Origin of the sequence: Amycolatopsis sp. Poz14, from assembly GCF_006704225.1 — a bacterium.
Lineage (GTDB): Bacteria > Actinomycetota > Actinomycetes > Mycobacteriales > Pseudonocardiaceae > Amycolatopsis > Amycolatopsis nivea.
On the sequence record NZ_JACLHD010000001.1, the window covers coordinates 4,979,637 to 5,000,020 of the forward strand.

At 71.0% G+C, this 20,384-nt stretch carries 22 protein-coding genes and 1 pseudogene; 12 read left to right on the forward strand and 11 right to left on the reverse strand.

Going from position 1 to position 20,384, the window contains the following annotated elements:
- Position 1 precedes the first annotated feature (1 nt).
- Together FKO37_RS47420 and FKO37_RS23620 are read left to right on the forward strand one after the other, a co-directional pair.
- A pseudogene (locus FKO37_RS47420) lies at positions 2-301 on the forward strand (type VII secretion target); the annotation flags it as partial.
- Between the two features lie 325 nt (positions 302-626).
- On the forward strand, positions 627-1,211 hold the full coding sequence (locus FKO37_RS23620) for a YbaB/EbfC family nucleoid-associated protein (protein ID WP_238605776.1): 585 nt from the start codon (positions 627-629) through the stop codon (positions 1,209-1,211).
- 130 nt (positions 1,212-1,341) lie between these two features.
- Here FKO37_RS23620 and FKO37_RS23625 read toward each other — a convergent pair whose 3' ends face one another.
- On the reverse strand, positions 1,342-1,584 hold the full coding sequence (locus FKO37_RS23625) for a hypothetical protein (RefSeq protein ID WP_037811365.1): 243 nt from the start codon (positions 1,582-1,584) through the stop codon (positions 1,342-1,344).
- 73 nt (positions 1,585-1,657) lie between these two features.
- Positions 1,658-1,999, reverse strand: a complete 342-nt coding sequence (locus tag FKO37_RS23630) for an MmcQ/YjbR family DNA-binding protein (RefSeq protein WP_037811366.1) — start codon at positions 1,997-1,999, stop codon at positions 1,658-1,660.
- Positions 2,000-2,088: 89 nt separating this feature from the next.
- On the opposite strand from FKO37_RS23630, the gene ligD reads away from it, so the two are divergent.
- Positions 2,089-3,078 (forward strand): non-homologous end-joining DNA ligase, encoded by a 990-nt coding sequence (gene ligD, locus FKO37_RS23635; protein ID WP_238605777.1) that lies wholly within the window; start codon positions 2,089-2,091, stop codon positions 3,076-3,078.
- 3 nt (positions 3,079-3,081) lie between these two features.
- Here ligD and FKO37_RS23640 read toward each other — a convergent pair whose 3' ends face one another.
- A complete protein-coding gene (locus FKO37_RS23640) occupies positions 3,082-3,675 on the reverse strand; it encodes a TetR/AcrR family transcriptional regulator (RefSeq protein ID WP_374204463.1) in 594 nt (197 codons plus the stop codon).
- A gap of 129 nt (positions 3,676-3,804) precedes the next feature.
- Here FKO37_RS23640 and FKO37_RS23645 point away from each other — a divergent pair, with 129 nt between their 5' ends.
- From FKO37_RS23645 to FKO37_RS23660, 4 genes are all read left to right on the forward strand, one after another.
- A complete protein-coding gene (locus FKO37_RS23645; RefSeq protein WP_238605779.1) occupies positions 3,805-4,707 on the forward strand; it encodes a chlorophyllase in 903 nt (300 codons plus the stop codon).
- A gap of 14 nt (positions 4,708-4,721) precedes the next feature.
- Entirely contained in the window at positions 4,722-5,591 is an 870-nt protein-coding gene (locus FKO37_RS23650) for an LLM class flavin-dependent oxidoreductase (RefSeq protein WP_134727339.1), read from the forward strand.
- 102 nt (positions 5,592-5,693) lie between these two features.
- Positions 5,694-6,017 carry a cupin domain-containing protein gene (locus FKO37_RS23655; protein ID WP_238605780.1) on the forward strand — a complete coding sequence of 108 codons (324 nt, stop codon included), beginning with the start codon at positions 5,694-5,696 and terminating at the stop codon, positions 6,015-6,017.
- A gap of 79 nt (positions 6,018-6,096) precedes the next feature.
- Positions 6,097-7,395, forward strand: a complete 1,299-nt coding sequence (locus tag FKO37_RS23660; protein ID WP_238605781.1) for an MFS transporter — start codon at positions 6,097-6,099, stop codon at positions 7,393-7,395.
- On the opposite strand, the gene FKO37_RS23665 is transcribed toward FKO37_RS23660, so the two are convergent.
- Positions 7,382-8,572, reverse strand: coding sequence for an SGNH/GDSL hydrolase family protein (locus FKO37_RS23665; RefSeq protein WP_238605782.1), 1,191 nt, complete (start codon positions 8,570-8,572; stop codon positions 7,382-7,384). The two genes, FKO37_RS23660 and FKO37_RS23665, sit on opposite strands and share 14 nt — an antisense overlap.
- A 162-nt stretch (positions 8,573-8,734) precedes the next feature.
- Here FKO37_RS23665 and FKO37_RS23670 point away from each other — a divergent pair, with 162 nt between their 5' ends.
- Complete coding sequence (locus tag FKO37_RS23670) at positions 8,735-10,261, forward strand: protease pro-enzyme activation domain-containing protein (RefSeq protein ID WP_238605783.1); 1,527 nt, start codon at positions 8,735-8,737, stop codon at positions 10,259-10,261.
- Between the two features lie 25 nt (positions 10,262-10,286).
- Here FKO37_RS23670 and FKO37_RS23675 read toward each other — a convergent pair whose 3' ends face one another.
- Complete coding sequence (locus FKO37_RS23675; protein ID WP_167753923.1) at positions 10,287-10,463, reverse strand: hypothetical protein; 177 nt, start codon at positions 10,461-10,463, stop codon at positions 10,287-10,289.
- 179 nt (positions 10,464-10,642) lie between these two features.
- On the opposite strand from FKO37_RS23675, the gene FKO37_RS23680 reads away from it, so the two are divergent.
- Positions 10,643-11,143 carry a L,D-transpeptidase gene (locus tag FKO37_RS23680; RefSeq protein WP_238605784.1) on the forward strand — a complete coding sequence of 167 codons (501 nt, stop codon included), beginning with the start codon at positions 10,643-10,645 and terminating at the stop codon, positions 11,141-11,143.
- Positions 11,144-11,152: 9 nt separating this feature from the next.
- Here the strand turns inward: FKO37_RS23680 and FKO37_RS23685 are convergent, their stop codons facing one another.
- From FKO37_RS23685 to FKO37_RS23695, 3 genes are all read right to left on the reverse strand, one after another.
- Positions 11,153-11,566 (reverse strand): VOC family protein, encoded by a 414-nt coding sequence (locus tag FKO37_RS23685; protein WP_238605785.1) that lies wholly within the window; start codon positions 11,564-11,566, stop codon positions 11,153-11,155.
- 101 nt (positions 11,567-11,667) lie between these two features.
- Entirely contained in the window at positions 11,668-12,453 is a 786-nt protein-coding gene (locus FKO37_RS23690) for a SigB/SigF/SigG family RNA polymerase sigma factor (protein WP_037811378.1), read from the reverse strand.
- Positions 12,450-12,902, reverse strand: a complete 453-nt coding sequence (locus FKO37_RS23695) for an ATP-binding protein (RefSeq protein ID WP_238605786.1) — start codon at positions 12,900-12,902, stop codon at positions 12,450-12,452. The genes FKO37_RS23690 and FKO37_RS23695 overlap by 4 nt, the downstream gene beginning before the upstream one ends.
- A 207-nt stretch (positions 12,903-13,109) precedes the next feature.
- Between FKO37_RS23695 and FKO37_RS23700 the strand changes: the two genes are divergently transcribed.
- Entirely contained in the window at positions 13,110-13,643 is a 534-nt protein-coding gene (locus tag FKO37_RS23700) for a bifunctional nuclease family protein (protein WP_037811381.1), read from the forward strand.
- Between the two features lie 345 nt (positions 13,644-13,988).
- On the opposite strand, the gene FKO37_RS23705 is transcribed toward FKO37_RS23700, so the two are convergent.
- Positions 13,989-14,402: an STAS domain-containing protein gene (locus tag FKO37_RS23705; protein ID WP_238605787.1), complete on the reverse strand. Its 414-nt coding sequence runs from the start codon at positions 14,400-14,402 to the stop codon at positions 13,989-13,991.
- Positions 14,403-15,243: 841 nt separating this feature from the next.
- Positions 15,244-16,074 carry an LLM class flavin-dependent oxidoreductase gene (locus tag FKO37_RS23710; RefSeq protein WP_238605788.1) on the reverse strand — a complete coding sequence of 277 codons (831 nt, stop codon included), beginning with the start codon at positions 16,072-16,074 and terminating at the stop codon, positions 15,244-15,246.
- A gap of 125 nt (positions 16,075-16,199) precedes the next feature.
- On the opposite strand from FKO37_RS23710, the gene FKO37_RS23715 reads away from it, so the two are divergent.
- Positions 16,200-16,709, forward strand: coding sequence for a PadR family transcriptional regulator (locus FKO37_RS23715; protein WP_107051004.1), 510 nt, complete (start codon positions 16,200-16,202; stop codon positions 16,707-16,709).
- Positions 16,710-16,726: 17 nt separating this feature from the next.
- On the forward strand, positions 16,727-17,917 hold the full coding sequence (locus FKO37_RS23720) for a cytochrome P450 (protein WP_238605789.1): 1,191 nt from the start codon (positions 16,727-16,729) through the stop codon (positions 17,915-17,917).
- Between the two features lie 2 nt (positions 17,918-17,919).
- On the opposite strand, the gene FKO37_RS23725 is transcribed toward FKO37_RS23720, so the two are convergent.
- Positions 17,920-20,322 (reverse strand): glycoside hydrolase family 2 protein, encoded by a 2,403-nt coding sequence (locus tag FKO37_RS23725; protein WP_238605790.1) that lies wholly within the window; start codon positions 20,320-20,322, stop codon positions 17,920-17,922.
- Positions 20,323-20,384: the final 62 nt, after the last annotated feature.

The following is a 20,384-nucleotide window of genomic DNA, read 5'->3' on the forward strand; positions in this document are numbered from 1 at the left end:
GATGAGCGGAGGCGCACAGGGGTTCCGCGTAGAACCCGACGACCTCGTGGCGCACGCGAGCCACCTGGACGGCCTGGTGGACCGGCTGAACACCGCGGCGCAGGCGGCGGACTACGCGATGTCCGACGACGCGTACGGGCTGCTGTGCGCGTTCCTCCCGCCGATCATCAACCCGACCGGGGAGAAGGCGAAGGAAGCGATCAGCGGGGCGATCGAGGGCGTCCAGGCGACCGCGGACAACGTGCGGACGGCCGCGAAGTCGTACCAGGAGGGCGACGAGGGCCAGTCGAAGCCCTTCAAGAAGGTGGCGACCGAGGGGATGCTCAGCAAGACCGACAGCGGGGAGCTCAAGGAGCGGTTCCGGGTCGGCGGCGTGCAGGCTCCGACCGGGCAGAACGTGCCGTTCACCCGGGACGCCATGCCCGCGGAGGCCCGGTACGAGAGCGCGGAGCCGTTGCAGCCGAAGGAACGGGTCGACGTCGCGCCGGACGAGACGTAACGAAACGGTGGCGCTCTCGCGGCGCGGCGGCGGGCGGGTACCGTCAACGGACGGCCCCGCCCGTCGCGGCGAGGACTAGACCCGCCCGCAGCGGCGCGGGTGACGGGATTCGAGGAGAACGAAAAGCATGACCAGCGCGGGTGGGCTGGGCGACCTGATCAGGGACCCCGACGACGCAATCCGGCGAATGGACGAATGGGCGGCCGGGTTCGCCCGCAAGGCGGAGCGCTACGCGGCGGCCCAGCAGGAAACCGAGCAGCTGCGGCTGACCGCGACGAGCCCGGACGGGACCGTCAAGGTCACCGTCGGGGCCGACGGGGTCGTGTCGGACCTGGTGTTCAGTTCCCGCACGCGCACCATCCCGCCGGAGGAGCTCTCCAGGATGGTGCTCGAGACGATGCGCAAGGCGCAGTCGGGCATCACCGACCGGGTGGCCGAGGTCATGGGCCGCAGCCTCGGCGACGAGGACCCGGACACGCGCGCCGTCATGCTCGATTCGCTCCGCAACCGCTTCCCGGACCCCGACCCGGACCCGGCCGACCAGGCCGACGCCCCGGACGAGCAGCCGGAGCCGCCCGCGTCGCCGCCCCCGGCAGGCGGAGCGAACCGTCCGCCCGCGTCGCCGCCCGCACCGGGCGGGCCCGCTACGCCGCCGCCGGGCCGCCGTCCGGGCGGCATCGACCCGGACGAGCAGGACAACAACCCCTGGTGAGTCCTGGCGCTTAGGTGCGCAGACGTTCGTGAGGGGAACCCTCAGGGAATCAGATTCCTTCAGGGTTCCCCTCACGCACGTCAAGACCCGCGCACTGTCCTGTGTGGACTGTCCGATGTGGACGCCGAGGTCAGAGAACCTGTTTGCGGTCGGCCAGATAGCGCAGGTACAGCAGCGCCAGCACCGCGCCGCCGACCAGCACCTTGCCCCACTCCGCCGGGTCGGCGTAGGCCGGGCCGCACGAAGGGGGCGAGTCCTGGCCCGGGCCGCACTCGCGACGGGGTCCGGCGGAGAAAAGCGGCTGCCACACCAGGAACACCCCCACGGCCAGCACGCCGAACGCCACCAGCACCTGCACTGACCGCCGCGACACCGCAGACCCCCTCCGCCTGAACACGAAGAAGATCGCCGTGGCCCGGTGCCGTGTTACCGGGCATGCCGGATAGTCAGAGCTGCGGCAGCGGAACCTCGGCCGCCAGGTCCTCGGGAGCCGACAGCCGCCACGCCTCGTACACGAGTTCGGCCAGTTCGTCGGCCTCGATGCCGCTCAGTTGCACCACCACCCAGCCGAATCCGCCGGACGTGAACTGCTCCTCGAACACGTCCGGCCGTTCGGCGACGAGCGCCTGCTGTTCCGCGATGGTCTGCTTGAGCCCGACCGTGTCCGTGCGCGGCCAGTGGTAGCCGAAGCGCTTTCCGCGCACGCTGAACGACGTGTAGTCGCGGCCGCTGCCGCGTTCGACCTCGCGCAGCTTGCGGATGATCCGTTCGAAATCCTTGCTCGGCACCGGTCCCGGCCCCCTCCGTCGTGGACCCGGCCATCTTACGGCGGCGGATCCGCGCGGTTCGGCTTACGGTGGTGCGCGGAGGTGCCCGAATGTCCGAAGTGGCCGGCGGCATGCCGCCCGCGATCGAGCCGATGCTGGCGTCGCCCGACGGCGGCACGCTGCGCGACGGCCCGGCGTACGCGTACGAGTTCAAATGGGACGGTTACCGGGCGACCATGCGCGTCGCCCCGGACGGAAGCACCCTGCTGACCAGCCGCAACGACAACGACTTCACCACCAGGTTCCCGCAGCTGGCCGGCGCGCTCGGCGACGCGCTCGGGGGACGGCCCGCGGTGCTGGACGGCGAGATCGTCGCGCTCGACGAGCACGGCCGCCCCGACTTCGGGCTCCTGCAGAACCGCACCTGGCAGGCGGTCGCGTACTTCGCCTTCGATCTCCTGAGCTTCGGCGGCGAAAGCCTGCTCGACGCGCCGTACGAGGAACGCCGCGAGCGGCTCGCCGAGATCGAACCGCCGGACCGGCAGCTGGTCGCGATCACGCCCTGGTACCGGCACCGCGATCTCGCTGCCGACGGCATGACGCCGGCCGGTCTGCTGGACGTCGCGCGGAAAATGATGCTCGAAGGCTTGATGGTGAAGGCCCGCACGTCGCGGTACCACCCGGGACGGCGCAGTCCGGACTGGCTCAAGCATCCGCTGGTGCAGACGACCGAGGTGATCGTCGGCGGCTGGCGTGCGGGCCAGGGCAGGCGCGAGGGCACGATCGGCGCGCTGCTGCTGGGCGCGCACGACCCGGCGTCGGGGGAGCTGCGGTACCTCGGGGACGTCGGCACCGGCTTCACCGACGCGATGCTGAAAGACCTTCAGGCGCAGCTGGTTCCCTTGGAGCGCAAGACAAGCCCGTTCGCCGACCAGGTGCCGCGGGACCGGGCGCGCGGCGCGCACTGGCTGAACCCGGAGGTCGTCGGCGAGGTGGTGTACCGCCGTCTCACCCCGGGGGACGGGCGGTTGCGGCACACGGCGTGGCGGGGGTTGCGGCCGGAACGGCGTCCGGACGAGGTCGAGGTTCCGGCACGGTAGCGGTCACCCGGCGTCGCGCAGTCCGGTGATCAACAGCCCGGCCAGCCGGCGCGCGTCGTAGCTGTCGTCGGCTTCCGCGCCGATGCACAGGTTCCCGACGCCGCGCATCAGGTGCACCGCCTCCAGGTCGGTCTGGATTTCCCCGGCCTTCGTGGCCGCGTCGAGCAGTTCGGTGCACACCGGGACCAGCCGCTCGAGGAAGTACGCGTGCAGTGCCTCGAAGCCGCTGTGGTCGGACTGCATGATCCCGGCCAGCCCGTGCTTCGTGACGAGGAAGTCGACGAACAAGTCGATCCACTGCGCGAGCGCGGCGTGCGGGGACGCGTTGTCCGCCAGCAGCTTCGGGCCCGCGTCGGCGCACGCTTCGACCTGGTGCCGGTAGACCGCGATGATCAGGTCCGCGCGGGTGGGGAAGTGCCGGTAGATCGTGCCCACGCCGACGCCCGCCCTGCTCGCGACGTCGCGCACCGGCGCGTCCACTCCGGACTCGACGAACACCGCCGCCGCCGCGTCGAGCAGGGTTTTCTCGTTGCGCCGGGCGTCCGCCCGTTTCGCCCTGGCCCCCGCGTTCTCGCCCACGTGCCGCTCCCTCCGCATGCCGCCGGTAGACAAGCGGAACAGTGTTCCGTATAGTTACCGGAGCAACGTTCCGTTTGCTCATGATGCCAGACCGGGCCCTCGGCCACCACACCCATTCGTGCCCGGACGGCGAAAGAAGGTATTCCCATGTCCGCTGTACAGCTCCCGGCTCCGGCCGTCTCGGTGAAGCCCGTGCGGCTCGACGCGCCGGGCCGCGGCGAGGACCTGCTGGTGCGCGTGTCCGCCCCGGCCGCCGGGCAGGACCTGCCGGTGATCGTGTTCTCGCACGGTTTCGGCTCGTCCCTGGACGGTTACGGCCCGCTCGCCGACTACTGGGCCGCGCACGGATTCGTTGTCGTGCAACCGACTCACCTAGATTCGCGGACCCGCGCGCTGCCCGCGGACGACCCGCGCACGCCGGTCATCTGGCGGTTGCGGGTCGAGGATCTGCGGCACGTCATCGACCAGCTCGACACCGTCGAAGCGGCGCTGCCCGGGCTGGCGGGGCGGGTCGACCACAGCCGGATCGCCGTCGCCGGGCACTCCTGGGGCGCGCAGTCGGCGAGCATGCTGCTGGGCGCGCGCATCGTCGAGGCGGACGGCAGCGTCGGCGAGGATCTGTCCGATTCGCGGGTGTCTGCCGGGGTGCTGTTCGCCGTCACCGGCGTCGGCGGCGCGGACCTGTCGCCGTTCGCTGCCGAGCATTTCCCGTTCATGAGCCCGGATTTCACCGGACTGAAGGTGCCCGCGCTGATCGTCGCGGGCGACCAGGACGACTCGATGCTGTCCGTGCGCGGCCCGGACTGGTTCACCGACGCGTACCGGCTCAGCCCGGGGGAGAAGAGCCTGCTGACGCTCTTCGGCGCGGAGCACTCGCTCGGCGGCATCTCCGGCTACGAGGCCAAGGAAACCACCGACGAACACCCCGAACGCGTCGCGCTGCAACAGCGGCTGACCACGGCGTATCTCCGCAGCGCGCTCATTCCCGGCGACGACAGCTGGACCGGCGTCGAAGCCAGCCCGCTCGGCCGCGTCGAATCACACGAGTGAAAGGACTTCCCGCGATGACCACGAAGCCGCAGTTCGGCATCATGACCGCGCCGATGCAGACCAGCTACGCCGCGCTCCAGCAGGTCTGGCGTGAGGCGGACGCGATCCCGGCTATCGAGCACGCCTGGCTGTTCGACCATCTCCTGCCGATCGCCGGAGAACTGGACGGCCCGATTTTCGAAGGCTGGACGCTGCTTTCGGCGCTGGCCGCGCAGACCGAACGGCTCAGGCTCGGGCTTTTGGTGACCAGCAACCGATTCCGCCCGCCGGCGATGCTGGCGAAGATCGCCGCGACCGTCGACGTCGTGTCCGGCGGACGGCTCGACTTCGGCATCGGCGTCGGCTCCCGGCCGAGCCATCCGCTGGCTCGCCGGGAGTACGAAGCGCACGGCCTGCCGTACCTGGAAACCGGCGACGCGGTGGGCCGGTTCGCCGAGGCGTGCACCGTGATCCGGAAGCTGTGGACCGAGGACAAGCCGTTCGATTTCGCCGGCGAACACGTCCAATTGACCGGTGCGTTCGGCAACCCGAAGCCGGTGCAGCGCCCGCATCCGCCGTTCGTCATCGGCGGCCGGGCCCGTGCGACGCTGCGGGTGGTCGCCGAGCATGCCGACGTCTGGAACATCCCGGGCGGGGACATCGCGGACGCCGTCGAACGCAACGCGATGCTGAACGAGTACTGCACGGAAATCGGCCGCGACCCGGCGGAGATCACGCGCTCGATCCACCTGCCGGTGTCCTACGACGACCCCGCTCTCACCCGGGCGGCGATCGGGGAGGCGCTGGAGGCCGGGTTCAGTCACGTCGTGCTGGGGCTGTCCACGCCGTACCCGGCCGGGGTCGCGCAGTGGGTGGCGGACGAGTTGATCGCCAAGGCGGGTTAGGCGGTTTCTCAGCGGGCGGCTCGCTGGAGCCGAAGCTGCCAGCTCAGCCCGGCGTCCACGTTCCGTCCGCGGGAGGAACCGAGTTTCCGCGAGAATGGCCCCATGAGCGAACCCGCACCGCAGGTGCTCGACGATCTGCTGGCCCTCGCCCCGGTCGAGGAGGGAAAGCTGGGCCACCGCACGGTGCTCGACGCCGACGGCGTCCGGGTCATCGTGCTCGCGTTCGAGCAGGGCCACGTCCTCAAAGAACACCGCGCACCCCGCGCGCTCCTGCTGCAGGCCCTCGACGGGCATCTCCGGCTCACCGCCGCCGGGCAGACTGTCGACCTGCGGCCGGGCGGGGTGGTGCACCTTCCGCCGTCGATGCCGCACGCGGTGGAAGCGGTCGCGGACTCGCGGTTGTCGTTGACCCTGCTGGGCGGCTGAAGCGCCCGCCTTCCGGTGGTCGACCGGAGGGGATCCGCCGTGCCAAGATGACGCGCCTGAACGAGAAGGGGGCTCGGCAGTGGTGCTTGAGCAGGAAGTGAACACGGCGGGGCGGATCCGGCGGGTGGCGCTCGCCAGCGCGATCGGGACGACCATCGAGTGGTACGACTATTTCGCCTACAGCACGGCGACCGCCCTGGTCTTCAACAAGCTGTTCTTCCCGTCGCTTTCCCCGGCGTCCGGCACGCTCGCCGCGTTCGCGACGCTCGGGGTCGGGTTCGTCGCGCGGCCGCTGGGCGGGATCGTCTGGGGCCACTTCGGCGACCGCGTGGGGCGCAAGGCGATGCTGGTCGCCTCGCTGGTGCTGATGGGGCTCGCGACCGCGGGCGTCGGCGTGTTGCCGACCTACCACCAGGCCGGCGTCATCGCGCCGGTGCTGCTCGTCGTTCTCCGGGTGCTGCAAGGGGTTTCGGCGGGCGGCGAATGGGGCGGCGCGGCGCTCATGGCGGTCGAGCACGCGCCCGAGGGCAAACGCGGCCGGTACGGGTCCTTCTCGCAGATCGGTGTCCCGGCCGGGCTGATTCTGGCGCAGCTGGTGTTCTTCGCGGTGAACAACTCGCTGTCCCCGGACGACTTCCGGTCGTGGGGCTGGCGGATCCCGTTCCTGGTCAGCCTCGTGCTGGTGGCGGTCGGGCTGGTGATCCGGCTGCGCGTGGAGGAAAGCCCGGTGTTCGCGAAGCTGCGCAGCAGCGGCGAGCGGAGCCGGCTGCCGATCGTGGAGGTGCTGCGCGCGCGGCCGAAGCAGGTGCTCGCCGCGGCGGTCAGCTTCATCGCGAACACCGCGCTGGGCTACATCTTCTTCGCTTACCTGCTGTCGTACGGCACTTCGGTGCTGAAGCTGTCCAGCACGACGATGCTGGTCGTGGTGATCGTCGGCAGCGTCGTGTGGCTGGTGAGCATCGTCGCGGCGGCGATCTGGTCGGACTCGGTCGGCCGGAAACCCGTCTATCTCGCCGGTTCCGTGCTGCTGGTCGTGTGGTCGATCCCGTTCTTCCTGCTCGTGGACACCGCGCAGCCGTGGCTGCTGATCGTCGCGGTGGCGGTGCTGAACGTCGGCCTCGGCGCGACTTACGGACCGCAGTCGGCGCTGTTCTCGGAGCTGTTCGAATCCCGGTTCCGCTACAGCGGATCGTCGTTCGCCTACGCCGTGGGCGCGGTGCTGGGCGGCGGGTTCGCCCCGCTGATCGCGGCCGCGCTGCAGAGTTCGACCGGGACGTCGTTGTCCGTGTCGCTCTACATGGTGGGCGTCGGCGTGCTCAGCCTCCTTGCCGTGCTGGCGTTCCCGCGCAAACCGCTGGTGCCGGTCACAGCAGAGTGAGCGGCACCGCGTCGGCCATCCGCTGGTACCCGGCGTCGTTCGGGTGCAGGTGGTCGCCGGAGTCGTAGGCGGGAAGCATCGCGAGCGGATCGGCGGGATCGCGCACGGCGGCGTCGAAGTCGACGACGCCGTCGTAGATCCCGCTGGTCCGGATGAACGCGTTCACCGCCTGCCGGGTCTTCTCCAGCGTCGGGTCGTAGATCTTCCAGCCTTTGAACGGCGTCAGCGTGCCGCCGATGACCCGGATGCCCTGCGCCTTGGCCTGCGCGACGACCTGCCGCAGCGCGGAGACGATCATCGCCGGATCGGTCTGGTGCGGGTTCTGCTGGATGTCGTTGATGCCTTCGAGCACGATCAGCGTGCGGACGTCGCCGCTGGTCAGCACGTCGCCGGCGAGCCGGGAGAGGGCGTTGCGCCCCGAGGTGCCGCCGTCGAGCAGCAGCCGGTTGCCGCTGATCCCGGCGTTGAGGACGCCGAGCCGTCCGTGCAGCCGGTCGCTCAGCAGGTCCGGCCAGCGGCGGTTCGCGCCGGGCGTGGAGTGCGCGCCGTCGGTGATCGAATCGCCGAGCGTCACGACGGTGCCGCGCGCGGGCCCGCGGACGTCGACCTCGCTGACGTAGTGCCACACCGCGGTTTGCTCGGTGAAGGACGCGCCGGACTCCTCGGCCGCGAAGTCGCCGGCGCGGGTGAAGAACGACGTCTGCTGGGCGAGCGGATGGTAGGTGACCGGACCGGACGGCGTCGGCACGTACGTGGTCACGAGGAGGTCGGCGTCGGCCGGAACGCGCAGCCACGCCGGGTCGCTCAGCACCTCGGCCCCGGGCGGAACGACCACAGTGGACTGTCCGCCGAACGTCAGCGTGCGCATCGTGCCGCCGGCCGCGCGCGGACCGTCGGCGGCGACGGCGAGCGTCACGTGGCCGAAGGTGAGCGGCGCGGTGCCGAAGGCGTTGGAAAGCCTTACCCTGGCCTGATTCCCGCCTGCGCTGGTGTGCACGACGTTGCGGATCGAGTAGTTCGGATACCCCTGCGGCGTGTTCGCCACCGCGGCCGCGGGCGACGCCGCCCACGTGCCGACCCAGCCGTGCGCCGCCAGGTCGCCCTCGGCGCTGCTCGACGCGGTGACCGAGCCCAGCGTGAGCACGGCGGCCGTGCCCAGAATCAGGATCCGTTTCATGGAGACACTGTGCGCGCGCCCGCGCGCCGCGGCATCCGCGGTCCCGGTCATCGGGTCGACAGAAAACCGGACAGGTTTTGCCTCCGGACGGGGGATACGACGGTGGTGGACCAGCCGAAAGGGGTTCACCATAGAGTGATGACAGAATCACAATGGGTATCGTTGTCCGGAAGTCTGCGTCCCGCACTGGCCGAAGCCGAGGTGCTCGGCCCGCTCGACGCGGATGCCACCGTCACCGCGACCGTCGTCCTGCGGCGCCGCGCCGAACTGGATGTGGCCGCGCTGAGCGAGCCGCTCGCCCCGGAGGACTTCGCCGACCGCTACGGGGCCAGCGCCGACGATCTCGACCTGGTGCGTACCGTCCTCACCGACGCCGGGCTCACCGTCACCGACACGCACGCCGGATCGCGCCGCGTCTCGGTCCGGGGCCCGGCGCGCGCGATGACGGCCGCGTTCAAGACCGAACTGAACCGGGTCCGCCACGGCGAGTCCGGCGAATTCGCCGCGCGCACCGGGGAACTGGAAGTGCCCGCCTCGCTCGGGGACGTTGTCGTCGCCGTGCTCGGCCTCGACGAACGGCCGCAAGCGCGGGCGATGTTCCGGCTGCACAAGGAAGCCGCCGGACAGGGCTACACCCCGGACCAAGTCGGCCAGCTGTACGGGTTCCCGGCCGACGCCGACGGCACCGGGCAGACCGTCGCGGTCATCGAACTCGGCGGGGGATACAAGCCGGAGGATCTCCAGAAGTACTTCGCCGGCTTGAAGATCACCGAACCGAAGGTGACCGCGGCCGGGGTCGACGGCGGCAAGAACGCGCCGACCGGCGACCCGAATTCGGCCGACGGGGAAGTGCTGCTCGACATCGAGGTGATCGGCGCGCTCGCCCCGGGAGCCGCGCAGGTCGTGTACTTCGCGCCGAACACCGACCAGGGCTTCCTGGACGCGGTGAGCACCGCGGTGCACGCGACGCCGACGCCGGTCGCGGTCAGCATCAGCTGGGGACAGTCCGAGGACCAGTGGACGCCGCAGGCCCGCACCGCGATGGACCAGGCGTTCGCCGACGCCGCGGCGCTCGGCGTGACGGTGTGCTGCGCGTCCGGCGACAACGGCAGCGCCGACGGGCAGACCGACGGGGCACAGCACGTCGATTTCCCCGCGTCGAGCCCGCACGCGCTCGCCTGCGGCGGCACCAAGCTCGACGGGACCCCACCGTCCACAGTGAACTCGGAGACGGTCTGGAACACCTCCGGCGGCGGGTCGACGGGCGGCGGCGTGAGCGACGCGTTCCCGGTGCCGGACTACCAGCAGGCCGCGGGCGTGCCCGCTCGGGCAGGCGACGGAAAACCGGGCCGCGGCGTCCCGGACGTGGCGGGCAACGCGGATCCGGCGACGGGGTACCAGGTCCTGGTCGACGGACAGCAGATCGTCGTCGGCGGCACGAGCGCGGTTTCGCCGCTGTGGTCGGCGCTGCTGGCGAGGCTGGCGCAGTCGGCGGGGAGCGGCTTCGGACTGGTGCACAGCAAGCTGTACGCCGGTGTCGGCGCGGGCAAGGTGCAGCCGGGATTCCGCGACATCACCGAGGGCAGCAACGGCGCGTACTCGGCCGCCGCCGGCTGGGACGCGTGCACCGGGCTCGGGGTGCCGGACGGGGCGGCGCTGCAGAAGGTTCTGGGAGGTAAAGCGTCCTGAATGGACAGTCGGGACCGGTCGGCCGCTACTGGCTGTCGCGGTCGAGGAGTTCGATGATCCGGCCGAGCGAGGCGTTCACCGAGGCGAAGCCCTGTCGCATCTCTTCTCGGAGGTCGACCTGGTCTTCGCGAAGCGCGTTGAGCGTGCCTGTGTGAGCGCATCCGCGACGAGCGGCGGGATCGCTCGCATCATCGTCAGCCATGCCGTCGATACTACGAAGCCGGTGGCTGCTCACCGCGGATCGGGCAGGCCGATCCGCACTGGCCCCGGCAGCCCGTGGCGACGGATGCGAAATCCGTCCACCGCGAGTTCGTCGTCGTTCGCAACCTTTCGCTCCGCTCGCCCGTAGAGGAGAGGGGAGCGAAAGGCGGGAGCGGACGGATGCGCGGGAAGATCGTCGCGATCGTGCTGGCCGGGGCGGCGGTGGTCGCGGCCGGGTGCGGAGCGCCGGCGGAACCGGAGGCCCAGGCGGCCGGGCTGCCGCTGGCGCCGTCGCCGGAACTGCCGACGCCGCCGGTGCGGCACACCCCGCCGAGCCCCTCGTGCTCAGTGGTCACCGGTGCGTGCGCGAGCCTTTCGCTGCGGCGCGCGTGGCTGATGGAGAACGGCAGGGCGGTGCGGTCGGTCCCGATGGAGCCGGGCGGGCCTGGCCAGCCGACTCCGGTCGGGACGTTCCGGGTGGCGTGGAAGGACCGCGTCCACCGCAGCGACGAGTACGGCGACGAGATGCCGAGCTCGGTGTTCTTCGCCCCGGGCGGCATCGCGTTCCACGCCGGGCCGCTCGACCGTCCGTCGCACGGCTGCATCCACCTCGCCGACGAGGACGCGGCGCTGTTCTTCGACCGGCTGCCGGTGGGGGCCGAGGTCGAGGTGGACAGGTGACCGGCCGGGTCAGCCCGCCTGGCCGATGTTGACCATCCAGGAGATGCCGAACCGGTCGGTGCAGGCGCCGAATTCGTCGCCCCACATCTGCTTTTCCAGCGGAACCGCCACCGTTCCGCCGTCGGACAGCTTTTCCCAGCAGCGGCGCAGCAGGTCGCCGTCGTCGCCGCTGAGGCTGATCGAGATGTTCGTGCCCGGGTTGTGCTCCATGCCGGGCGGCACGTCGGAGGCCATGAGCGTGAAGCCGTTCTCGCCCTCCAGCATCGCGTGCATGATGTTGTCCGCGTTGCCGGCCTCCGCGGGTGCGCCTGCCTCCCCGTAGGTGTTCAGCGCGAGATCGCCGCCGAACAGGTCGTGGTAGTACTCCATCGCCTCCCGGGCGTTGCCCGCGAAGCTGATGTACGGGTTGAGTTTCGAGGCCATCGGGTCCTCCTCAGGTGCTGGACAGGCCCGAATCGTCGCAGATCCGCGGGGGCGCGACAACGGGATCGAGCCCGGTCGGGCGACCCCCGTCGCGGGCGTGCTCAGGGGTCGCCGGTGAGCTTGTCGCGCAGTTGTTCGAGCGTCTGCGACAGCAGCCGGGACACGTGCATCTGGGAGATGCCGACCTGCTCGGCGATCTGGGTCTGGGTGAGACCGCCGAAGAACCGCATCACCAGGATCGCGCGCTCCCGCTTCGGCAGTTCGCGCAGCAGCGGCTGGAGGGCCTCGTGGTTCTCGATGTGCTCGATCTCGGGGTCGTCGCTGCCGAGCGTGTCGGCGAGCAGCAGCGGTTCGGCGTCGTCGTGCACCGGCTTGTCCACCGACAAGGTCTGGTACGCGTGGCCCGCGACCAGCCCTTCGTGGACCTCGGAGAGCTCGAGGCCGAGGTGCTCGGCCAGTTCGGTGGGCGTCGGCGCGCGGCCGAGCGTCTGCGACAGGGTCGCCGAACCCCGGCTGAGCGCGAGGTGCAGTTCCTTGAGCCGCCGCGGCACGCGGACCGACCAGCCGGTGTCGCGGAAGTACCGGCGGATCTCGCCCATGATCGTGGGCACGGCGAAGGACAGGAAGTCCGGGCCGCGGTCCGGGGTGAACCGGTCGATCGCGTTGATCAGGCCGATCCGGGCGACCTGGACGAGGTCCTCGCGGGGTTCGCCGCGTCCGGTGAACCGGGTCGCGATGTGCTCGGCGACCGGCAGGAATTCGGTGACGAGCTGTTCGCGCAGCCGCGGCCGCTGCCCGTCGTCGGCGGGCAGAGCGGCGAGCTCCTCGAACAGCGGCGCGGTGTGCGCGTATTCGTCACGGTGGCGGGTGACGGGCTGCTGGTTCACCCGCTCGCCTCCCGGTGCAGGTCGAGGTCGAGGGTCAGCGCGTACCCGTCGTCGGCGGCGTCCGGCACGCAGCGCGCGGACACGTTCGCGGCCAGCGTGGTCAGCACGTGCCAGCCGAAACTTCGCTCGCTCGGCGGCTCCGGCTGCCGGGTGCGCGTCTTGACGGTGAACCGGATCCCTTCGGGCGAGACAGTGAACTGGCAGGTCATCGCCGCCCCGGGGGCGGCCGTCGAAACAACCTGGGCGCACGCCTCGTCGACCGCCATCTTGGCGTCGGCGATGGCGTCGAGCCCGTAATCGGCCCGCGCGGCGACCGCCTGCGCGAGCATGCGGACAAGCGGGATCTGGTAAGTCTCCGCCGGAAGCCGCAGCTCGATCACCTCGTCGAGCAAACGGTCCACGGCTGGCATGCCGCCGCTGGCGCGGCTGCCGGGTCCCTCGTCGTTCATGGCTCCCGCATACCCAGACAGGGCCCGATCGACACCTGCGCCAGGGATTCCGGTTTGTGCGCCGCGGCACGTTTACGGCGGGCTCGTGCCGGTCCGCGCCGGCTGCCCGGGTGAATCCGGCGTGATGCGCGCGGCGATTTCGCGTGACAAAACGCCGGACGTTGGGTAGTCAGCAGGGAGGACCTTTTCGGAAGCGGGGTGACCCCCATGGTGCAGGTGCGCGTGCAGGGACTGGCCGTGGTGGCGCAGGAGTCGGCGCCGGTCGTGCTGCTGCGCGAGGAATCCGGCTCGCGCCGCTGGCTCGCCATCACCATCGGCGCGCCGGAAGCGCAGGAACTGGCCGCCGCGCAGGAACACGTCGTGTCCGCGCGGCCGGGGACGGTCGAGCTGATCATCGAGGTGCTGGCGGCGCTGGGCCAGAGCGTGGAACGGGTCGAGATCACCCAGCTGCTGGACAGCATCTTCCACGCGGACCTCGTCCTGTCCGGCGGCGCGCGCGTCTCGGCCCGCCCGAGCGACGCGATCGCGATCGGCCTGCGCACGCATGCCCCGCTGGAAGTCGCGGAAGCGGTGCTCGACGAGGCAGCGGTCGACGTGACGGTGGCGGCGGGCGACGAAACCGCTCTCGACGCGGCTGCCGACCTGGAGGAACCGGCCGAGGCGACCGAGGACGAGATCCGCCGCTTCCGGGACTTGCTGGACGACGTGAGCCCGGAGGACTTCCGCGACCCGGACGCGTGAGTCTCGGTCCGTGGTTCGCCGCTTGCGGGATCTTCTGGACGAGGTGAGCGCGGAGTTTTTCCGCGACGCGGACGCGTGAGCTTCGGCCCGCAGTTCGCTGCTTGCGGGATCTGCTGGACGAGGTGAGCGCGGAGGACTTCCGCGACGCGGACGCGTGAGTTCTCGGTCCGTGGTTCGCTGCTTGTGGGATCTGCTGGACGACGTGAGTGCGGGGTCTTTCCGCGGACGCCCTCGGGTTCGTTGTCTGCCGGTTCCGGGATTTGGTGGGCGAAGTGAGCGCGGAGGTTTTCCGCGATCCCGACGTGCGGGCCTTGGCCCGCGGTCCGCTGTGTCCTCAGTGGACGGTCAGGCCTTCCCGGCGGGCCGGGGCAGCGGGATCTCGGTGAGCCCCTCGGCGGCGCCGGACCGCACGCAGTCCAGGGGGAAGAGCGAGAACAGCCGCCGGACCGTCGGGGCGGTGCCCTGGTCGACGTAGAAGTCCTTGTCCGCTCCCGCAGCCAGGAGTTTCAACCGGATCAGGACGCGCAGCCCCGCGACGCCGAGGAAGGTCGTCCGGCGCAGGTCGACGATCACCAGGCTGACGGTGCTCCGCAGCCGCGCCTCGACGACCTCGGCCAGCCGGGGCGCGGTGGCCAGGTCGACCTCCCCGGAAACCTCGACGACGGCGGTCCCCGGAGCGGGGTGGCCCACGCGCAGCCGAAGCATCCCCGTCGGGTCCGAGGGAAGCGCGGGCAGTCGGGCAATGTGCGCGGCGGTCATCACGGCACTCTCTCTGAGCCGCGCACAGGGCTGCGGCGGAATGCCGGACCGGCCGGCACCGGGCATCCCGGAGCGCGGGACGTATCACGGTGGCTGGAGGCTCAACCACCCCCCACCGTAGCTCTCCCGAGCGGCCGAGGGAAGCCGCCGAAGGGGGACGACCGGCGGGCGGGCGGTGGTTGAACGATCAGGCAACTGCGGGGGATCGCTGGTGTGCGGGCTGGAAACGGTGGCGGGAAAGATGATTCGGTGGCGGCGGGGGAGTTTCTCGCTGGCAGTGGCAGTGGCGGGGGTCGGGTGGAGAGGTGCTGAGCGGATTTCGTTGCCGTGCACGAGGACACTCGCGGCCGGGTTCGGCCGTGCCTCAACCGGCGGGTGCGGTTGTCCCTCGGCACGGGAAGACTTCCGCGCCCCGCTGGCCCGGATAGCCCCGATCTGCCGCTGCCGCACGGGCAATCCCAGACGGTACGAATCCGGCTACCGCGCGCAAGCCCAGCTGGTTCCGCGTTGCCGCGACACGGCTGTTACGGCGGCACCAATTCGGCCACCGCGCAAGCCCAACGACAATTTGGCTACCGCGCAAGCTCAACCGGCTCGGCTCTGCTGCGACACCTCCGTTCTCGCCGGGTACTCGCGCCCGGTCCGGCGGCGCGGGTTCGGCTGCTGCGCGCGAGCACAACTGGCTCGGCCGCGCCTCGAGGCGGTTGCTGCGCTCCCGCAGGCGTGGTCAGGCGAGGTGGGCTTGGTTGCTGCGGGCGAGCCCAGCTGGCTCGACCGCACCTCGAACCGACAGGCACCCGCACCGCGTGAACCCCGCCGCCGTAGGCAAAGTCCTGCCCGGTCAACCCCCGATCCGAGGCGGTCCGGCGTCCACGACCTTCAGCGAGAGATCCAGCGGATCGAAGTGGATCAGCGATTCCATCCACCACGTCATCCCCGCCTCCGCGAGCGCCGCGAGATCCACCGTCGCCGGTTCCTCCCACGCCGGGCTCGCGTTGCCGGACACCGCGACCTCATAGGGACGATCCGACGGCCGCACTCGAGCAACCAAACTGGCCAGCTCCGCAGGCGGCAACGGCTGAGGCCCAGGAAGCGGGAAAATCCCGTCACTCCCCGCGGCGGCACGCCGGAGAACCCGCTCATGCTGGGTCGTGCATGCAGTCCATACCGGAATGGGGTACGGCTCCGGGTCGGCGGCATCGAGGGACACCCGGTAATGCGAGCCCTCGTGCCGCAAAGCCTCCCCGGCCCACATCGCGCGGATGATGTCCATCGCCTCGTCCGTTCGCGACGACAGTTCGGCGGGCGAGGACGGATCGCCGAAGCGGCTGAAGTCGCCGGTTTCGTCCGAGCCGATGCCGGTTCCCAGGATCAGCCGGCCGCGGGACAGGCGGGCGAGCGTCGCGGCTTGCCGGGCCAGGAGCCACGGGCGGCGGCGGCTCGGCGGCGTGACCATCGGGCCCAGCAGCACCGTGCTGGTCGCCTGCGCGATGGCGGCCAGGGTGGTCCACGTGTCGGCGATCGGCGGCATCGCGGGCACCACGTGGTCCCACAGGAACACGCCGTCCCAGCCCGCGGCTTCGGCTCGGACGGCCAGGTCGACCAAGGCGGCCGGATCGCCGAACGGGCCGAAAGGCGGCAGGTAGAGGCCATAGCGGACGTGGTCGGTCATAGGAGATCCCCCTCCGGATCGGTTGAACAGCACCGTATCGGGAGACACCGACAAAAAACGGGCCCGAGATCTTCTTCCGGCATCCGCCGTTCGGACGTTGCCCGCTCACCAGACCCTAGGTTACGGTGACCTATGTGTGGACCGACGTGCTCCTGCTCGCGAAGCTCGCCGAGCGGCCGTGGCACGGCTACGAGCTGCGCAAGCAGATCGAGGAATCCAGCGGCCGCACGCTGTCGAACAACTCGCTTTACCCAGCGCTGCGGCGCTTCGCCGAGGCAGGCGCGGTGACCCGGACCGCCGAGCCGCAGGAGGGCCGTCCGCCGCGGCACGTGTACACGATCACCGACGTCGGGCGGGAGCTGCTGCACGATCTGCTCGCCGACCTGCCGCCGGAGCTGGCGGGCGATCCGGCCGAGTTCCTGGCGCGGCTGGCGGGATTCGGCAGGCTCACCCCGGAGGAACGGCTGCGCGTGCTGGACGCCCGCCAGGCCGCCGTCGCGGCGCAGCGGGACCGGCTCGCCAAGCTCGGCGCGGGGCAGGCCGATCCGTGGAGCCGGCTCGTGCTGGCCGAGGTGCAGCGTCGCGCCGAGAACGAACAGGACTGGCTCGCGTCGTTGCGCACGCGGGCGGGCTGACCCGAGGAGGACCCCGCATGTCTACCCCCACCCAGCTGCCGTTCGCGAGGCCGAACGTCCTGGACATCGCGCCGCTGTACGAAGTCCTGCGCCGCGAAGGCCCGATCGTCCCGGTGACGACCCCGGCGGGCGACCCGGCCTGGCTCGTCACCGCGTACGAGCAGGCCCGGGAAGTGTTCGCGGACAACCGCTTCGGCCGTTCCCACCCGCATCCCGAGGACGCCTCGACGGTCTCCGACGCCGCGGTGCTCAACGGGCCGCAGGGCGATTTCGAGACCGAGGAGCGGGAGCACGCCCGGCTGCGCCGCCTGCTCGTCCCGGCGTTCTCGGCGAACCGGATGCGCCGCCTCGGCAGCCGGATCCAGGAACTGACCGATCGCTGCCTCGACGGGATGGAAGCCGCGGGCTCGCCGGCGAATCTGCACGAGCACCTGTCGTTCCCCTTGCCGGTGCTGGTGATCTGCGAACTCCTCGGCGTCCCGTACGAAGACCGCGAGAAGTTCCGCGACCTCTCCGACCGCATCGGCGTGCTCGACAGCGGCGGCGACGCCGAGGTGGCGATGACCGAGTTCACCGCCTACATGTCCGGCCTCGCCGACGCGAAACGCGCCGACCCGGGCCAGGACGTCGTCTCGGACCTGGTCGCCGCGCAGGCCGACGACCCGACGTTCACCGACGACGACCTCGGCAGGCTCGCCGCCGGATTGCTGTTCGCCGGCCACGAGACCACGTCGAACCGGATCGACCTCGGCGTGTTGTTCCTGCTCACCGACCTCGCCCGCCGCGACGCGCTGGCCGCCGACCCCGATGCGCGCGTGCACGCCACCGTCGAGGAGATCCTGCGGATGTCCGCGCCCGGTGGGCTCGGGCTGCTCCGGTACGCGCACGAGGACGTCGAGATCGGCGGCGTCCGGATCCCGCGCGGCGACGCGGTGATGATCTCGACCGCGTCCGCCAACCGCGACCCGTCGGTGTTCGCCGACGCGCACGAGTTCGACGCGGACCGCAAACCCAACTCCCACATCGCTTTCGGCTACGGCGGCTACTTCTGCATCGGAGCCAGCCTCGCCCGCACGGAACTGCGCGTGGTGTTCACGACGTTGTTCCGCCGCTTCCCGAACCTCCGCCTCGCCGTGCCCGCCGACGAGCTGGAAGTGCGCTCGAACCGCCTCACCGGCGGGGTTTCGCAGGTCCCGGTTGTGTGGTGACGTCAGACTGACTCGATCGTGGCGCTTCCGGTGTTGACGAACGGATGCGTGGCACTCACGGTGATCGTGCCGGGGGTGCCGCGCATCGAACGGACCCACACCGCGGCCGCACCGCCGAGCGCGCCGAAGTCCAGGTAGGGGTCGCCGATCAGCACGCCGGGCCCCGTCGCCGAGACCGCCAGCACCCCGCGCGCATGCGGACGCGGAGCGCCGTACCGGTCGAGCAAGCGCAGCGCGACCCGGGTGGTGTCCGCGCCGTCGGCGACGAGCTGGTCGTCGTCGGCGGTCACCGTGATCGTGTCGTACGCCGGGTCCGCGCTGAATCGCCTGCGCAGCACGGTTTGCCCGCCGATCCGGCCTTCGATCGTCAGCTCCGGGCGCGCTCGGCCGTTCACCCGCAGATCCACCGGGAACGGCGGATACGCCAGGTGCGGAAACCGGGCGCGATCAGGGTGCACGGTGACCGGGCGCTTGCCCGCGACAGTCACCACCAGCACCTCGCAGTTCGACCAGATGATCGCGTCGCGACCCGGCCCGCCCGGCGGGGAGCCCGGGCCGAAATCCCAGTAGAAGGCCGGTTCGATCACCGCGCCGCGGGACGGATCGCGTTGCGCCCGGTAGAACGCCGCGCCCAGTTTGGGGATCCGGAAGAAGTCCATCACGCCGGGGTATTTCACGCCGCGATAGTGGTGGTACCAGCCGGAGGGATAGTCGAAACCGCACCAGCCCAGCAGGCCGCTGTAGTGCGGATCGGACGCGGCGTGGTCGTGCACCCAGGCGTGCAGCATGCTCTGTTCCCGTTGCACCGCCGGGGGATCCGTCCGCCGGAAGTACGCGGAGCCGACGAGCGTGCCGATCGCTTCGCTGACCAGGTACGGAACCCCGCGCCGCGGCGGGCGCAGCGGAGGCGGCGAACCCGGCGGACGCGGGCGGCTGTAGTCGTTGAACGAGAACACCCCGCCGGCCGCTTTCACCGGGTACAGCGGCGAAACGTAACCGCGCTCGCCCGCGACCGCGCCGGTGCACGGCCGCATCGGGTCGAGTTCCGCGGCGAGCTGGTCGGTTCTCCCGTACAGCGCGTATTGGCCCAGCGTCTCGTTCACCCGGGTGCCCCACACGACGATCGACGGATGGTTGCGGTCGCGCACGATCATGTCGTGCACGTCGCGCACCGCCAGCTCCTGCCACGCGGTGTCGCCGACGTGGTCCCAGCCCGGCAGTTCCTCCCACACCAGGATGCCGAGTTCGTCGCAGGCGTCGAGGAACGACGTCGCCTGCGGATAGTGCGAGCAGCGCACCATTGTGCAGTTCAGTTCTTCTTTCAGCAGCTGAGCGTCCCGGCGCTGCACCCGGTCCGGCATCGCGCCGCCGACGAACGGGTACCACTGGTGCCGGTTGAGCCCGAACAGCTTGAGCGGCCGCCCGTTCAGCCGGAAACCGTCCACAGTGAACTGAGCGTCGCGCAACCCGGTGCGCACGGGGTAGGTGTGCACCTTCCGGCCGTCGACCGCGAGGGTGACGAGAATGTCGCACAACGCCGGATCGTCCAGGTCCCACAACTGCACCGCCTCGAGGCCCTGCAACGACACCGTGACCTGGGTGTCGCCCTTCGGCAGGCCGGTGAGATCGGTGTAGGAGGACGCGACTTCCGCACCGTGCTGGCTGAGCGTGGCGGTAAGCCGAACGGGGCCTTTGACCGCCTTCGCCGAATCTACCGTGCAATGCAGCAGCACCTCGCGGTTCGGCGTCAGCACGGCGATCTGCTGCGCGTACACATCGGACAGATACGTCTGCGGTACGCCGGTCAGCCGGACTTCGCGGTACAGCCCGGCCGGCTGGTAGAAGTCGATGGCCGTCGGGTGCGGGAATTCCGGCAGATCCGGCGGCGTGTTCTGCTGCCAGCGGCCGTCGACGACCACCGCGAGCACGTTGTCCTTGTCCGTCAGCAGGCCGGTGACCTCGCAGCGCAGCGGCAGGTAACCGCCGCTGCGCATCGCGACGCGGCGGCCGTTGAGATACACGGTCGCCGCGCTGAGCACCCCGTCGAACTGGAGGAACGCCCGGTTCCGGCGCAGCTGCGCGGGCGCGAGGAAATGCTGCCGGTACACCCAGACGTGCTGCCAGTCCGACGGGTCCCAGTCCTGCCAGGACAGCGGAACCACGCAGTGCGGCACCGAAACCAGCGCCATCGCGCTGTCGTCGAAGTCCGGATCGGTGCTGCCCGCCGTGTACGGCCCGAAAAGCCAGTCCGCGCCGAACCCGTCCCGCGCCACCGGGGGCGCGGGACGGGAAAGCGCGGCCGCGAGCGCGCCCGAACCGGCGAGCACCGCGCCGGCCCCGAGCAGGAAACCTCGCCGGGGGTGCGCGGCGAGCCAGGGGGCCCGCCCGGAAGATTCGTCCGTCATCCCCGCCGACGGGCGATTCCGGGACGGGGCGCGGAAGATCCGCCGGAAAGCGTCGACGCGTG